Genomic DNA, 15,264 nt, shown 5'->3' with positions numbered 1-15,264 from the left:
CATAGGAAGGTGTACTATGAAAGGGATTATTTTAGCAGGTGGCAGTGGAACGAGACTTTATCCAATTACACAAGCTGTTTCAAAACAGCTATTGCCTATTTATGATAAGCCGATGATCTATTATCCTTTGTCTGTACTAATGTTAGCGGGAATTAGAGAAATCCTTATTATATCAAGTCCTAAGGATCTTCCGCTTTTTAAAGATTTATTAGGGGACGGTTCAAAATGGGGAATCAGCCTTGAATATGCGATACAAGAGCATCCGCGCGGTCTGGCGGATGCTTTTATTATTGGAGAGGAATTTATTGCTCAAGATGCTGTTTGCCTTATTTTAGGAGACAATATTTTTTACGGACATGGGTTTAGCCCAATTTTGAAGCTTGCATGTGAAATAAAGAATGGCGCAGTCATATTTGGATATCAGGTCAAGGACCCGCACCGTTTTGCTGTCGTCGAAATGGATCACGAATATAATGCTTTATCACTGGAAGAAAAGCCAGTACATCCAAAGTCAAATTATGCTGTAACGGGTTTGTATTTTTATGATAATCAAGTTGTAGAAATAGCTAAGCAGGTTAAACCATCAGCACGCGGAGAACTTGAAATTACGGATATCAATCAAGTGTATTTAAAAAGAAACCAGCTAAAGGTTGGTGTGTTAGGGCGTGGATTTGCATGGCTTGATACAGGGACCTTTGAGAGTTTTATTGGTGCTAGTCAGTTTGTAGAAATGATTGAAAAAAGACAAGGGTGTAAAATTGCTTGTTTAGAAGAGATAAGCTTTCGAAATAATTGGATCACAAAGGATGACGTCTTGGACCGAGCGCTTGATTATAAAAATGACTATGGTTCATATTTGTATGATTTAGTACATGGGAGGTTTTTGAATGATTCCAGTCTCACACCCCTTTCTACCTCCTAAAGATGAGTATGATCAATTATTATCAAAACTATGGGAATCGAAATGGCTAACGAATAATGGTGTTTTTGTTCAACAATTGGAGAGGTTGCTAGAAGATTATTTGCGAGTACCATCACTTCATTATGTTAGTAATGGTACAATTGCTCTGCAATTAGCTATCAAAGCACTAGGTTTGAAGAATGAGATTATCACGACCCCGTTTTCTTTTGTGGCAACGACAACCTCGATTCTTTGGGAACAATGCACACCTATTTTTGTAGACATTGATCCAAAGACTTTATGTATTGATGCCAATCAAATTGAAGTAGCAATTACAGAAAAGACAGAAGCCATTCTTGCCACTCATGTGTATGGAATTCCTTGTGATGTTGAAAAAATAGAAGAAATAGCTAATCGGTATCATCTAAAAGTAATTTATGATGCGGCACATAGTTTTGGCGTTCAATATAAAGGACGATCGATAGTATCCTATGGTGATCTTTCGACACTAAGCTTTCATGCCACAAAGCTGTACCATACGATTGAAGGTGGAGCGGTAATCAATAATTCTGGTCAGCATCTAGATGAGCAAATCACCCAATTAAGAAGTTTTGGTTTTGTGGGGGAAAATTATTATTCTGCTGGAATTAACGGGAAAAACTCTGAGTTTCATGCTGCTATGGGGTTATGTAATTTAAAATACATCGATGTGATCATCGAAAATCGAAAAAAACGAACGAGAGAATATGATGAATTACTAGATGGCAAACTGGGCAGAATTCTAATCCCAGAGAACACCCATTACAATTATTCTTATTATCCAGTACTCTTCCGTTCAGAAGAAGAGTTGCTTGCAACCCAATGGAAACTAAAAAAAAATAATATTGATACTCGAAGATATTTCTATCCATCATTGAACAAACTGCCGTATGTAGCAAAGGATGATTCATGTCCAATTTCCGAGGATATTTCAAAAAGAATTTTATGCTTACCCCTTCATGATGGGGTGAAGGAAGAAGATATTATTCGTATTTCAGCACTTATAACAGAAAAAGAAACGTTAAGTATATTCTAAGGAAGCGGATGAAAATAACTTTATGGAGAGAGAAACATGAATTTACTTGTTACTGGAGGAGCTGGGTTTATTGGTTCCAATTTTGTTATCTACATGCTAGGAAAATATAAGGATATTCAGATTATAAATCTTGATCATTTAACATATGCAGCAAATTTACGTTATCTAGATTCAATAATGGATGATCCCCGCCATATTTTTGTGAAGGGAAATATTTGTGACCGAAGTCTTGTAGAAACTCTGTTTGACCAATATGAGATTGAGGGTGTCATCCACCTTGCTGCTGAATCACATGTTGACAACTCTATAAAGAATCCAATGGCCTTCATTGAAACGAATGTTCTTGGTACAAGTAATGTACTGGATGTGGCAAGGCGATACTGGATGGAACAGGTAGGTTCCTATAAAGAACGCTTCAAAAATGCACGCTTTCATCATGTATCTACTGATGAAGTTTATGGATCTCTTGGTATAGAAGGATTCTTTACAGAAGAATCACAGTATGCACCTACTAGCCCATATTCCGCGAGCAAGGCATCATCAGATATGATCGTTCGCAGCTATTTTTCTACTTATGGAATGAATGTGGTGATTACTAACTGCTCCAATAACTATGGTCCAAGACAGCATGAAGAAAAGCTCATCCCAACCATCATTCGAAAGGCTCTTGCATTGGAATCTATTCCTATTTACGGTGACGGGAAAAATATTCGTGATTGGTTATATGTAGAGGATCACTGTCGAGCCATTGAGCAGGTATTTTTCAAAGGAAAAGCTGGGGAGACCTATTTAATTGGTGGGCATAATGAATATTCAAACATCGAAATAGCTTGTAAAATTTGTGAATCACTTAATAAACTTATGCCAATCCGAAAGGACGAAAAAGGAATTACTTGCTATGAACAATTGATTGAATTAGTGAAGGACCGGCCTGGCCATGATTTTCGTTATGCAATTGATGATAGCAAATTAAAAAAGGAAGTCGGATTTGAAATCCTGTCTGATTTTGATCAGGGAATGGAGAAAACAATACGTTGGTTTCTAAATAATGATGCAGTAGTAAAAAATAATGAGGATTGAAAATATGACAAAGGAAACCTCTCTAAAGCAAAGAACGATTAAAGGTTTATTTTGGAGCTTTAGTGATCTGGTCGCTAATCAAGGAATTCAGTTTTTAATCCAAATCATATTGGCACGTTTATTACTGCCAGAACATTTTGGATTAGTTGGTATGATTTTGGTCTTAATCGCAATCTCAAATGCCCTTATTGAAAGCGGGATGGTTCAAGCATTAGTTAGAGAACAAAATTCCACTCAGGCTGAATATTCAACTGTTTTTTTCTTTAATCTATTTATGGCCCTCGCGTTATATGGTGTATTATTTTGCGCTGCACCAATTATAAGTGATTTTTTTAGAACTGGGGAATTGACTCTTATTATAAGAATACTTTCGATTGGTCTTATCATCAATTCTTTTGGAATGATCCAGCGGGCACAAATCATAAAAAAATTAGATTTTAGAAAACAAACAATCGTTAATATTGTTGCTGGCATTGTATCAGGAGTTGTTGCAGTGATATGTGCTTTATGTGGATTAGGTGTATGGAGTCTTGTTATTAAAATACTATGTATGCAACTATTTCAATCGGTGCTTTTTTGGTATTTTAATAGGTGGATTCCTTCCTTCTTATTTAAATATGAGTCTTTTAAGAAATTATTTGGATTCGGATCTAAGCTTATGCTGGCTGGGTTACTGTCTACGTTTTACTCTAATATTTTCAATATTATAATCGGCAGAATGTATTCAGCCACACGGCTTGGTTATTATTCCAATGCTCAGAAACTAAATGAAGTAGCATCAAGTTCGATCACATCCGCATTACAAAGTGTAACATATCCTGTACTTAGCAGCATTCAAAATGATGAGGAAAAATTAAAATACGGTTTTAAGAAAATAATACGCATTTCAACCTTCATTCACTTCCCATTAATGATAGGCTTAGCCGCAATTGCCAATCCGTTAGTATATTTGTTGTTTGGGGAAAAGTGGATGCCTATGGCGATCTACTTTCAATTACTGTGTATTGCAGGAATGATGTACCCGCTTCATGCAATTAACCTTAATATTCTACAGGTAAAAGGGAAAGCAAATTTATATTTATATTTAAGTATTCTCAAAAAGATTATGCTAACAATTTATATTTTTATTGCTATTTGGCTGGATACAGGTGTCTTAGGGTTACTAGGAGCGGCTATACTTGATTCTTATGTTTCTTTTCTAATTAATGGCTTTTTTTCTGGGAAAGAAATTGGCTATTCTTCAAGAGAACAATTAAAGGATGTTTCATTTTTTTACGCAGCCTCGATCATAATGGGCCTAGTAGTCTATCTAAGTGGAATGATGTTACCCGGAAATACATTAGTGAAGTTGATTCCCCAGGTGCTTGTCGGGTTGGTATTATACTGGGCAATGTGCACAATTGCTAAGGTTAAAGAATTACGTGAATTCTCGGATATTATTAGTCCGATAGTAAAAAAGCTTTTAGGTAAAAAGGGAACTAAACTAGCGCAGTAAGGGGAAAGTGTAAATGCGTTTAATAATCAAGTCATTAAGGATCATGAAAGAAAAAGGAATAATGGCTTTCATTAAAAAGGTAATAGAATGGAAAAATAATAGGGATTTCCAAAAATCCATCATTCAAAAGGAATGGGATAAGGCTTTAATTTATTGTCAAAGGCTAGCATTTGTCCATCCGGAGAAAATTGAATATAACCTGAGGATAGCCAGATGCCTTAAAGAGTTAGGGAGAGATGTTGATGCTACCCTTACCATGGAAAAATGCTTTAATAGCATTAGTTCATTAAATGAAGTAATGAACAAATTAAATCCCATTCTTCATTTGGACCCTTCTGCCACCCATAAGTATATGTATTTGGGAGGAGATCAAAATTTGGGATGTATTGAACATTCGGTTTTTTTAACGCAGAAAAACAAGAAATATTTAACGAAAATATCTACTTTATCCATTGGCGAAAAAGAGAGGCTTTTTTATTTGGAAATATATAACACCTATCCAGAAATGAATGAAATCACACCTAGATTACTTAACTATACTGAATGGCCTGAAAAAAAACTTTCTTTCCTAACTATGGAGAAAGTTGAAGGAGAATTACCGATTTTTAACAAGGAAACAATACGAGAAGTCATTAAAACTAGTAAGATTATCGCATCTATAAGGTATGAAAAACTAATAGAACGAATTCCAAATCCTCATTTTAATGAGGATTTTATTCTGATTTTTGATCTTTATCCAAGACATCCAATAAATGCTCTTCATTCATTTAGCTCGATCCATCTTCAATCGACGAACGAACAATTATTTCAGTTGATATATAAAAGAATGGAAAAATTAAAATACTCTTCCGCTTCGTTTCGTTACATTAAGCGTTTAGAGAATGTGATTTTACAAAAAAAATTGTACAAAAATATAAAGCCACTGGTTCACTATTCCCTTCAGCATGGTGATTTTCAACAACATAACATGATCTTGGATAAATCTAGAAAACTATACGTTATTGATTGGGGAAACATGAGGATCGGACCAAGATGGGTAGATATTGCAGGGTTTTTAGGGCAATTAAAGGAGCCGTTTCCTGTGATCAAAGATGATTTTTTATTAAATCGAGAGGAAAGTGACCATTTTGATTTAATTGAAAAAGTGTTTTTTATTTATACACTCATTGTTACATGGTTTATTGTTTTTTCACGTGAGGAATTTGAAGGTCAATATAAAAATTATCATGAACCTGCTTTAGAATGCATGGAAGGGATGGCTCAAAATATTGTAGAGTATGCCCATTTATTAATAGGCTAATAAATGATCTCTAAAATGAAAAATGAGGAGTTGAAACGGTGATAGAGTCAAATCAAAATATGAGACAAGTGTCTATTATGCGGAAATCCCTGGCTATCACCTTGTTACTTTTAATACTCGTACTTACCATTTGGATTAGTTTACTTCAATTTCGTACACCTGAGGTAATATCTAAAAGTGCAAATTTAGACCTATTTTCTGCCGAAAGGGCACTAAATTATTTAAAGGATTTTGCAGTTCAACCTCATCCACTTGGTTCCAAAGAGCATGATAGAGTTAAAAATTATCTGATAACGACTTTCTCAGAACTCGGACTATCTCCTACAATTCAAAAGGTTGATAATCTAAAAGAAGAAATGGGAATAAATTATGAGGGTAAATTGGAAAATATTTTGGTGAAAATTCCAGGTGAGAATAGCTCAGGGACAATTATGCTTGTTTCTCATTATGACTCTGAAGAAGGGAGTCCGGGAGCAGGGGATGCTGGATCAGCCGTTGCCGGAATAGTAGAAACGGCACGAATCTTAGCACAAGGTCCAGCTTTAAAGAATGATCTGATTTTACTTTTGACAGATGGAGAAGAGAATGGATTGTATGGAGCTCAAACATTTGTATCAAAGCATCCATGGGCAAAGGATGTAGGACTGGTGTTTAACTTTGAGGCGCGTGGAAGCTCAGGACCGTCTGTATTGTTTGAAACGAATGCAGGGAATGATCGTTTGATAGCTGAATTTGCCAAAGCTGTCCCAAACCCTGTTGCACATTCTTCTCTGAATGACCTTTATAAATTGGTTCCGCGAGACACCGATTTATCCGTTTTTAAGTACTGGGGGATGTATGGATTGAACTTTGCATTTTTTGGTGATGTAATTAATTACCATACGCCTAATGACTCCATTGAAAATTTAAATATCGGGAGTTTGCAGCATCATGGAGATTATATGATTCATCTAGTTCAACATTTTGGAAACTTAGAACTAGTGTCAAAAAAAGATGGGGACCGTATTTTTTTCAATATAATAGGAAAAAAGCTTATCACTTATTCTGAACAAATGGTTTTGCCAATAATGATATTCTCCATCCTTTTATACATTTTAACCTTTATTCATGGCTATAAGTTAGGGAAACTAAAATTTTCAAAGACAGCGCTCGGCTTTTTATTTGTCCTTATTAAAGGAATCATTGTATTTTTATCTGCTTACGGAGTTTGGTGGCTTATTTCTAAAGTATTTGTTGGCAGCATAGCGACAATTGAAGGAGAGCTAAGAGTAAGTAATCCTGTTTTTGTCGTTTTTATTCTTACACTTATTTGTATCCTCTCACTGATTTATCAAAAAATTTCTAAAAAAATTTCTGTATATAACCTAACAATGGGTGGGTATTTTATTTGGCTCTTATTAGTAATCGTAACTAGCATATATTTTAAGGGTTCAAGCTATATTTTCGTATGGCCACTTATCTTTGGAACAATTGGTTACAACCTATTTATTAGATTAAAAAATAAATCCCTTGTTAAAGGATATGTACTATCAATAGGATTTGCTATACCTGGAATCTTAATTACTGTGCCAGTTTTATACCTAGTCTATCTACTCTTCACTTTAGATGCTATGGGTGTCTTACTAGGCATCACTTCATTACTTGCTGTATTCCTAATTCCAGTATTAAGTACATTAAACCTATTCTTTATTCCATCGGAGTATAGGGAGAGGGTAGAAAAATATATGTAGGTATAAGTTACTAAAATAATGCTTTTTTTTTGCTTTTAATAACGAAAACTCTCTATTTAGGAGGGGAGATAAAGATGAATCCGATTCATCAACGCACAGCATATATTTTACAAGTTCATAATAATCCAGATCAAGTCAATAAGTTTATTCGTCAGCTCATTATAGAAAATCAAGCGGATGTATATATTCATATTGATAAAAAAAACGTTGAAAAATTCAACGGTAGAATTATTAATAGTCCCAATGTGATCGTTTTAGAGCAAAGTATAAATTGTGAATGGGGAGATATAAGTCAAGTAGATACCACCCTTTTACTGTTAAAAGCAGTTATGGACTCAAAGAAAACGTATGATTATGTTTGTTTAAGAAGTGGGCAAGATTTACTTGTTAAAAAGGGCTTTAAAGATTTTTTAATGGAGAATAATGGGAAAGTATTTATTAATATAAGATCAATGAAAAATGAATTAGCGCTTGTTAAGCTGGATTGGCCAAAAATTACGCGCAAACGTTACACAACAGCTCATCCTGTACGGATTTATAGGAGAATTGTTCAAGAGTTGTTTAGAAAAGGAATCAATATATCACCTAATGATCATTATTGGCCAAAAGAATATTCATTTTATAAAGGCTCGCAGTGGTTTTCGATTCCTTTTAATACAGCTAAATATATTAGTAAGTTTTTAGAAGAGAATGAGTGGTATTACAAATTTTTTGAAAATACGTTAATTCCAGACGAAAGTTTTTTCCATACGTTGATCATGAACTCACCATACAAAAATGATGTTGTGAACAACAATCTTCTATATTTAAAATGGGGAGAAACATTAAGTGAGAGAAACTCCCCACAATATTTGACTAGTAAAGATATTCCTGTGATTGAAGGCTCTAGTCAGTATTTTGCCAGAAAGTTTGATGAAACAATTGATCAAACGGTTGTTGAGTACTTTGCTGGAAAGTATCATTTGGAGAAATCAGAAGAGGAGAAAATGATTGTATTGGCAGATTAAGGAGGAAAATGATGAAGAGCATAGCTAAATCAAAAGATTCTTATTCAGAATATGAAGAAAACACACATAAAAATATCACACAATTAGAGGAGGAGTTCGGCTCCTCCTTTTATTTATTAAATCTAGAAAAATTAAGAGAGAATTATAAAAAAATAGACCAAGCATTTAAAAGTAGATATAGCAATTTTATTATTGGGTACTCCTATAAGACAAATTATGTGCCATATCTATGTAAAGAACTAGCAAAATTAGGTGCATATTCAGAGGTAGTTTCGAGGTTGGAGTATGATTTAGCTATAAAGATTGGCGTTGATCCTAGCAAAATTATCTTTAATGGGCCATTAAAGACGAAAGATGATATTTTTAATGCATTGAATAATAATAGCAAAGTAAATATTGATTCTATTTATGAGATTGATTTTGTAAAGGAATATTGTAGGAGAAATCAACAAAAACAAGTCAAGATAGGTTTAAGACTAAACTTTGATATTTTTGAAGATGGTGTTAGCCCACTTATAGAGGGACATGAGGTATGCAGATTTGGAATATGTACGGAAAATGGCAGCATGAATGATGTAATGAATGAATTGAAGAATATTAATAATTTGAGGGTTGTAGGCTTACATGGTCATTTTTCTACTAGCAGGAGAAGAGTATCAACTTATTCAAAAATTACTAAAAGTCTATGTAAAATAGCAAAGTCATATTTATTCGATCATTTAGAGTATATTGACATTGGCGGGGGAATTTTTGGTGAAGTGCCAAAGTCTCTTATTGATCATGCCCCGACGTTCGATGATTATGCGGAAGCCGTATGTTCCATTATGAATCAGGAATTTCCTAATGAAAAAGAGCAACCAGCGTTAATTCTAGAGCCTGGAATTGCCATGGTAGCTAATGCGTTTAATTTTGTGGCAAAAGTTATTGGTACAAAAATGATTAGGGATATTAACTTTGTATTGGTAGATGGGAGCATACATAATATTAAACCGACCATGCATAGTAAAAACCTCCCCATGAAAATTATTAGAAAGAACAATGATGATACGAAAACTGCCAAAAAATTTCATATTGTTGGGTATACGTGTTTGGAAAAGGATTATTTAGCTCGCGAATTGGAAGAAGAAATGCCAGAAATAAATGATTTTATCATCTTTGAAAATGTAGGGGCATACACAATTGTTTTTAATCCTCCATTTATTAAAGAAAGACCAGCTATTATTGCTAAAGATAAGAATGAACTATTTGTTGTAAGAAAAAAGGAAACGATTAAACAATTTTTTAATGAAGAATTATACATTTTTAGTTAGGGGAAATGGGTTTATGAATATTCTAATTTGCAGTGTAGGAAGGCGCGTACAGCTAATGAATTACTTTAAAAAAGAATTGAATAAAATAAACGGGAAGGTTATAGCAGTTGACTGTGATCCAACTGCCCCTGCCTTGTATCATGCTGACCTATTTGAGGTTGTTCCAAGGATTGATCATTCGGAATATATTTCTGTAATCAAGCATCTATGTAAGAAGTATGATATCAATGGAATTCTAACACTGATTGATCCAGAACTCACCTTATTAACCAGCTACAAAAATGAGTTCGAAAGGGACGGAGTTCAGGTTATAGTATCGGATAAGAAAGTAATCGATATTTGCTATGATAAATATTTAACATACCAATTTTTACAGGATAATGAATTGCCATCCGTTCCAACCTATATTGATTTAGAGCTTGTTTTTCAAGAATTAAATGAAGGAAGGCTTAAATTTCCTTTGGTCGTCAAGCCACAAAAGGGGAGTGCAAGTATAGGTGTACAGAAAATAACAAATATAAACGACCTTAAAGCATTTTGGGAAACACATCCTGGATATATTGTGCAACCTTTTATGGATACTAATGAATATTGTGTGGAGTGCTACATCGATTTACTCACACATAATAATACGAGTCAGTTTAGTAAACGGAAGTTTAATATGCGGGGGGGAGAGACTGACAAATCCATAGTAGTAAGAGACGCTGCTTTAAATCAAATCACTAAAAAGTTAATCGAGTCGCTAAAGCCTATTGGTCCAGTGGATATCGATTTCTTTAAAACTGCGGATGGATATAAGATTTCTGAAATCAATCCAAGATTTGGCGGGGGATACCCTTATGCCTATGAAATGGGAAATAATTTTATAGAAAATATTATAAACAATTTAAAGGGGATTCCAAATATTCCAGTGAAAGAATATTTAGGCGAATACGAAGAGGGAGAAATAATGGTTAGATATGATCACTTTGCAATTTTATAGTAATAGCTAAACTAGTTCATTTTGGATCTAAAAGGAGCAATAATGATTACGTCCATTAGTAAAAGAATAAAATGGAAGGGTTTATTATTTGGTTTTTGCATTTGTGTAAGTGTAATTGGCTATACCGTCTGGGACAATCATCGCATAATAATTGAAGAACAAGAAATAGTAATTGATCATCTTCCAGAAGAGCTGGATGGCTTTGCTATCCTTCAAATTACAGATTTGCATGAAAGAGAATTTGGTAAAAATCAAATTAAACTATTGGAAGCGATTAGATCTATTGAATATGATGCAATTGTTTTTACAGGGGATATGCTTGATGCTGCGAGCAGTACAAATTATAAGCCATTTTACACATTAATAGAGGGAATTGAAAATAAGGAGATTGCATTATTTGTTCCTGGGAACACAGATCCGCAAATTGATCCGATAGATCATGTAAAGAATGATTTTATTAAAGGGATGGAACAAAGAGAAGTAAAATGGCTAGAGTCGGTTTACACAACTAAAATAGCAGATTCAACTGTTTATTTTGTCAATTTCGAAAAGTCGATAATGAAATATCAAAATGAAATAAAACGATTAAGCGGAATGAAAGATGCTGATATTTTAGTTGCTCTCAGTCATTACCCTGTAATAGATGAAAAAATCGATACTATTAAGATGGATGATTATTATCAATTTAGAAATTATGATTTAATTATTGCCGGCCACTATCATGGTGGCCAAATTCGACTGCCTTTTATAGGTGCGCTTTTTGTTCCAGAAGAATCCTATTTATGGGGTGGGCTGTTTCCGCCCTCTGATCGAGTAAAGGGATTATGGGAATATAAGAAAACGAAACAGTATGTGAGTACAGGCTTAGGCAGTAGCGATGCGATTCCTTTTATGAAATTTCGCTTTTTAAATCCCCCAGAGATTAACTTGCTTACATTTAAGAAATCTAATGGAGAATAATCTTGCAGTATGCACAAAGGCCAGTCTATTCTTTACTAATATAAAGTTTTAGACTGGTCTTTATTTGGATTCACAATGAGTAAAAATTAGCTTCCAGTCAATATTTTTAATTGAATAATAGAATTTTGCCCTCCAAGATCAGATAGCGAATGCATATTAGTAAATAGAAACTAGCATTTAATCATCTTCATCGAATCACTTCCTCCTAAAAGATAATTTCATTATAAAGAACAAATAGTTCGATAAAAAATACAAGAATGTAAGATAATGTAAGAAAACGCAAGGAAATCAATGAGAAGTGTTCTTTATAACGCAAAAATGACAGAATTTAAACTTTTTCAAAATATTACATTTGAACTATACTCAACTCATGGGATTCTTTAAAAAGAACGATAGTGTTGGTAGAAAAGAACAAAAGTGTGGTTCTGATAGAAACACATTGTTCGAAAAAATAGTATCAAAGGAAGGTGGACATGATGAAATTGATATGGGGAAAAGGGAGAAAAATCTTAAGTACTATCATTACTACTATTTTATTCATCAATTTAATTGTAATGGCCGTTTTAGTCATCTCTTCAAAAGCATCAGGAGGAGAACCCCAGGCATTTGGTTATCAGCTTAAAACAGTATTATCTGGTTCTATGGAACCAACCTTTTTAACAGGGTCTATTATAGCAGTTACACCACTTGAGGGGGAAGAAAAGAAAAACCTCAAAGAAGGAGATGTGATTACTTATGTGGATAGTGAAGAAAGGCTCATTACCCATAGAGTCATCGGAATCAAAACGAGCGGAGAACATGTGATGTTTGAAACAAAAGGGGATAACAATGATGCAGCTGATTTGGAGCCAGTCCTTTCTGAAAATGTTCAGGCAATCTACTCTGGCTTTACGATTCCTTATGCAGGGTATTTCATTGATTTTGCTCAGTCTAAAGAGGGAAGTGCCATTCTGCTGATTGTTCCAGGTTTACTGCTCATAGCTTATGCAGCATATTGCATTTACCAAGGTCTTAAAGAACTTGAGCCTAAAAAGAAAAAAAACGACATCGATACAGAAGAAAAGCCAGCTTAATTCGGTTGCACTCCTTGTACATAACAAGGGTCAATATACAAAAAATTATACATACCCAAAGGGTAAGAGGAGGAAATTGAAAATGAGCATTAAGAAAAAATTAGGTTTGGGAATTGCATCAGCAGCACTAGGTATTTCATTAGTTGGCGGGGGAACATTTGCTTACTTTAGTGACACAGAAGTAACAAATAACACTTTTGCTGCTGGTACACTGGATTTAGCAGCTAATCCAACTGAGATTATTAAGGTAGACAATATCAAGCCTGGTGATACGATGGTCAGAGAATTTATTCTAGAAAACAATGGGACTCTAGACATTGCTAAAATTGATTTATCCACTGCATATACGGTTAGCGATGCAAAGGGGGACAATTCGGATGACTTTGGTAAACATATTAAAGTCCTTTTCCTTGAAAATGCAGACAAAACAGGTGATGGCTGGGTGATCGGGGACTACAACGATGTCATTTCAGAGACAACTTTATATGACCTGCAACAAATGACACCTGATGCTGTAGAAAATTTAAATAGCTTCTGGACGGAGCTCTTAGGATTAGGGGGAGAGGAAAGCGGTTTAAAAGCTGGTACTGCTGATAATATGTATGTTGCATTTGAATTCGTTGACAATGGAGAAGATCAAAACGAATTCCAAGGTGATGGTTTAGAACTTACATGGACATTCGTAGCTCACCAAACAGAGGGAGAATCAAAATAATATTCTAATAGTCAAAGGCGGGAATTCGTTCCTGCCTTTTATTAAGAATCATATCGAGAGGCAAAGAGGAGGATTTTAATAATGAGTATTAAAAAGAAAATCGGTCTTGGAATTGCGTCTGCAGCACTAGGAATATCATTAGTTGGCGGAGGAACATTTGCATACTTTAGCGATGCTGAAACAACGAATAATATATTTGCTGCAGGAACACTGGATTTAGGGATTGATAAGGAAGCAATTATCAGTATTGACAACATTAAGCCAGGAGACGGTTTCTTTAGGTATTTCCAGCTTTCAAATAATGGATCACTTGATATGAAAGAAATAGTGCTAAACACAACTTATGAAGTAGCTGATGTGAATGGTGACAATGCTGGAGAAGATTTTGGGGAACATATTATGGTCGAATATTTGTACAATGCATCTGGTAAAGATACAGTTATTTTCCAAAACACTTTGGCTGAAATAAAGGATAATCCAATCCAAATCCTTGAAAATTTCCCTGCAGGAGCAAAAAACGCCAAATTTACTGTTCAATTTAAGTTTGTTGAAAATAATGAAGATCAAAACAAATTCCAAGGTGATTCTTTAAAGCTAAAATGGTCTTTTGAAGCTAAACAGCAGGATGGAACCAATAAATAAATTGATTTAGAAAATATTAAAAGGGAGGTTCATAGTTTCTGCGGAATCAAAAAAATTCCTCGGCAAAACATTCCTTACATAGGAGGAATCCTTTTATGTATCAAAAAAATTGCGATCGATGCAGCAGGCCTTCATATAGCAGCAGTGAAAAAGGTGAGTGGCTATGTCCAATTTGTGGACATGACCTAACCGCTTATCCTTTTTTTGATGCGATGACATTGGAAAGAATAAATGTAAAACTACCATCCATTCGGAAAAAGGTTGAAACCTATCGGAGAGGATACGCTTATATGAAAAGTAGGAATGAACACTAGTCGCATATTTTAAATTTTTCCTACAAAAGAAGCATAAAAATAGATACATAATAATAAAAATAGATTATCTAGTATATGATTCCTATTAGGGGGAAAAATAGTGGCTGAGACAAAGGCTAAGGTTACAGAAATAGATAGAGAATGGGTACAATTAATAATAGAAGCAAAGAACTTAGGAATAGAGAAAAAAGAAATCATAAATTATTTAAATAGCATGTGCAAGTAATGGGAAAATGGATTGAATGAGCAGTATGGCATAAAAGTATTTCTAAGAAAAGTTTCTCCTTTCTTGGGAATGCTTTTTATTTTGGAAGGGAAAAGCAAAGTAAAGGGGTGGCCGACTATTTGAAATTTGTTTTTACTTATCTTGCAATAGTAAATGTACTAGACGGAGCCGTTACTTATTGGGGTCTCCATATCTCTGCGATTGAAGAAAGCAACCCGCTAATGAATGATTTATATGAGATAAGCCCTTTGCTCTTTATTGGATATAAGTTGTTTCTCTCAAGTGTTCTTTACGGGCTGGTCATGATGAAAAAGCTTCCAACCATTCGTATGGTTAAGGTTTTGTCAATTGCAGCCTCAATGATCTATACAATGGTTATCATATGGCATGGTGTTTGGAGCATTCCGATAATTATTCATTTCATTTCTCACTAAATTTAAAACACGATAATCAT

16 protein-coding genes are annotated in these 15,264 nt (G+C 34.4%); all 16 read left to right on the top strand.

From position 1 onward, the window contains the following. Positions 1 to 16 precede the first annotated feature (16 nt). On the top strand, positions 17 to 922 hold the full coding sequence (gene rfbA, locus RUH74_RS08380; RefSeq protein ID WP_313799836.1) for a glucose-1-phosphate thymidylyltransferase RfbA: 906 nt from the start codon (positions 17 to 19) through the stop codon (positions 920 to 922). Next, the gene (locus RUH74_RS08375; RefSeq protein WP_313799835.1) at positions 888 to 1,976 is read left to right on the top strand and encodes a DegT/DnrJ/EryC1/StrS family aminotransferase; all 1,089 of its coding nucleotides are present in this window, start codon (positions 888 to 890) and stop codon (positions 1,974 to 1,976) included. The genes rfbA and RUH74_RS08375 overlap by 35 nt, the downstream gene beginning before the upstream one ends. A 36-nt stretch (positions 1,977 to 2,012) precedes the next feature. Further along, on the top strand, positions 2,013 to 3,056 hold the full coding sequence (gene rfbB / locus RUH74_RS08370) for a dTDP-glucose 4,6-dehydratase (RefSeq protein WP_313799834.1): 1,044 nt from the start codon (positions 2,013 to 2,015) through the stop codon (positions 3,054 to 3,056). Between the two features lie 4 nt (positions 3,057 to 3,060). Then, positions 3,061 to 4,551 carry a lipopolysaccharide biosynthesis protein gene (locus tag RUH74_RS08365; RefSeq protein ID WP_313799833.1) on the top strand — a complete coding sequence of 497 codons (1,491 nt, stop codon included), beginning with the start codon at positions 3,061 to 3,063 and terminating at the stop codon, positions 4,549 to 4,551. A 13-nt stretch (positions 4,552 to 4,564) separates the two neighbouring features. Next, complete coding sequence (locus tag RUH74_RS08360; protein ID WP_313799832.1) at positions 4,565 to 5,851, top strand: phosphotransferase family protein; 1,287 nt, start codon at positions 4,565 to 4,567, stop codon at positions 5,849 to 5,851. Positions 5,852 to 5,889: 38 nt separating this feature from the next. Further along, positions 5,890 to 7,581, top strand: a complete 1,692-nt coding sequence (locus RUH74_RS08355; RefSeq protein WP_313799831.1) for a M28 family peptidase — start codon at positions 5,890 to 5,892, stop codon at positions 7,579 to 7,581. Between the two features lie 74 nt (positions 7,582 to 7,655). Then, positions 7,656 to 8,588, top strand: a complete 933-nt coding sequence (locus RUH74_RS08350) for a beta-1,6-N-acetylglucosaminyltransferase (protein WP_313799830.1) — start codon at positions 7,656 to 7,658, stop codon at positions 8,586 to 8,588. An 8-nt stretch (positions 8,589 to 8,596) separates the two neighbouring features. Continuing rightward, positions 8,597 to 9,898, top strand: coding sequence for a type III PLP-dependent enzyme domain-containing protein (locus RUH74_RS08345; RefSeq protein ID WP_313799829.1), 1,302 nt, complete (start codon positions 8,597 to 8,599; stop codon positions 9,896 to 9,898). 13 nt (positions 9,899 to 9,911) lie between these two features. Next, positions 9,912 to 10,880: an ATP-grasp domain-containing protein gene (locus tag RUH74_RS08340; RefSeq protein WP_313799828.1), complete on the top strand. Its 969-nt coding sequence runs from the start codon at positions 9,912 to 9,914 to the stop codon at positions 10,878 to 10,880. Positions 10,881 to 10,922: 42 nt separating this feature from the next. After that, positions 10,923 to 11,840: a metallophosphoesterase gene (locus tag RUH74_RS08335; RefSeq protein ID WP_313799827.1), complete on the top strand. Its 918-nt coding sequence runs from the start codon at positions 10,923 to 10,925 to the stop codon at positions 11,838 to 11,840. A 476-nt stretch (positions 11,841 to 12,316) separates the two neighbouring features. Further along, the gene (gene sipW / locus RUH74_RS08330) at positions 12,317 to 12,913 is read left to right on the top strand and encodes a signal peptidase I SipW (RefSeq protein ID WP_396229950.1); all 597 of its coding nucleotides are present in this window, start codon (positions 12,317 to 12,319) and stop codon (positions 12,911 to 12,913) included. Positions 12,914 to 12,995: 82 nt separating this feature from the next. Continuing rightward, positions 12,996 to 13,628 (top strand): TasA family protein, encoded by a 633-nt coding sequence (locus tag RUH74_RS08325; RefSeq protein ID WP_313799825.1) that lies wholly within the window; start codon positions 12,996 to 12,998, stop codon positions 13,626 to 13,628. Positions 13,629 to 13,709: 81 nt separating this feature from the next. Beyond that, a complete protein-coding gene (locus tag RUH74_RS08320; protein ID WP_313799824.1) occupies positions 13,710 to 14,270 on the top strand; it encodes a TasA family protein in 561 nt (186 codons plus the stop codon). 95 nt (positions 14,271 to 14,365) lie between these two features. Continuing rightward, positions 14,366 to 14,584 carry a hypothetical protein gene (locus tag RUH74_RS08315; protein WP_313799823.1) on the top strand — a complete coding sequence of 73 codons (219 nt, stop codon included), beginning with the start codon at positions 14,366 to 14,368 and terminating at the stop codon, positions 14,582 to 14,584. Positions 14,585 to 14,684: 100 nt separating this feature from the next. After that, positions 14,685 to 14,810 (top strand): anti-repressor SinI family protein, encoded by a 126-nt coding sequence (locus RUH74_RS08310; protein ID WP_313799822.1) that lies wholly within the window; start codon positions 14,685 to 14,687, stop codon positions 14,808 to 14,810. A 119-nt stretch (positions 14,811 to 14,929) separates the two neighbouring features. Further along, positions 14,930 to 15,244: a DUF5658 family protein gene (locus RUH74_RS08305; protein WP_313799821.1), complete on the top strand. Its 315-nt coding sequence runs from the start codon at positions 14,930 to 14,932 to the stop codon at positions 15,242 to 15,244. The last annotated feature ends 20 nt before the right edge of the window (positions 15,245 to 15,264 follow it).

Source organism: Cytobacillus sp. (assembly GCF_032154635.1).
Taxonomy (GTDB): Bacteria; Bacillota; Bacilli; order Bacillales; family Cytobacillaceae; genus Cytobacillus.
Note: the sequence above shows the minus strand (reverse complement) of the source record. Positions and strands in the feature narration are given on the sequence as shown.

Coding starts and splice junctions, on each gene's coding strand:
- rfbA (WP_313799836.1), top strand. CDS start 17: ATGAAAGGGATTATTTTAGCAGGTGGCAGTGGAACGAGACTTTATCCA.
- RUH74_RS08375 (WP_313799835.1), top strand. CDS start 888: ATGATTCCAGTCTCACACCCCTTTCTACCTCCTAAAGATGAGTATGAT.
- rfbB (WP_313799834.1), top strand. CDS start 2,013: ATGAATTTACTTGTTACTGGAGGAGCTGGGTTTATTGGTTCCAATTTT.
- RUH74_RS08365 (WP_313799833.1), top strand. CDS start 3,061: ATGACAAAGGAAACCTCTCTAAAGCAAAGAACGATTAAAGGTTTATTT.
- RUH74_RS08360 (WP_313799832.1), top strand. CDS start 4,565: ATGCGTTTAATAATCAAGTCATTAAGGATCATGAAAGAAAAAGGAATA.
- RUH74_RS08350 (WP_313799830.1), top strand. CDS start 7,656: ATGAATCCGATTCATCAACGCACAGCATATATTTTACAAGTTCATAAT.
- RUH74_RS08345 (WP_313799829.1), top strand. CDS start 8,597: ATGATGAAGAGCATAGCTAAATCAAAAGATTCTTATTCAGAATATGAA.
- RUH74_RS08340 (WP_313799828.1), top strand. CDS start 9,912: ATGAATATTCTAATTTGCAGTGTAGGAAGGCGCGTACAGCTAATGAAT.
- RUH74_RS08335 (WP_313799827.1), top strand. CDS start 10,923: ATGATTACGTCCATTAGTAAAAGAATAAAATGGAAGGGTTTATTATTT.
- sipW (WP_396229950.1), top strand. CDS start 12,317: ATGAAATTGATATGGGGAAAAGGGAGAAAAATCTTAAGTACTATCATT.
- RUH74_RS08325 (WP_313799825.1), top strand. CDS start 12,996: ATGAGCATTAAGAAAAAATTAGGTTTGGGAATTGCATCAGCAGCACTA.
- RUH74_RS08320 (WP_313799824.1), top strand. CDS start 13,710: ATGAGTATTAAAAAGAAAATCGGTCTTGGAATTGCGTCTGCAGCACTA.
- RUH74_RS08315 (WP_313799823.1), top strand. CDS start 14,366: ATGTATCAAAAAAATTGCGATCGATGCAGCAGGCCTTCATATAGCAGC.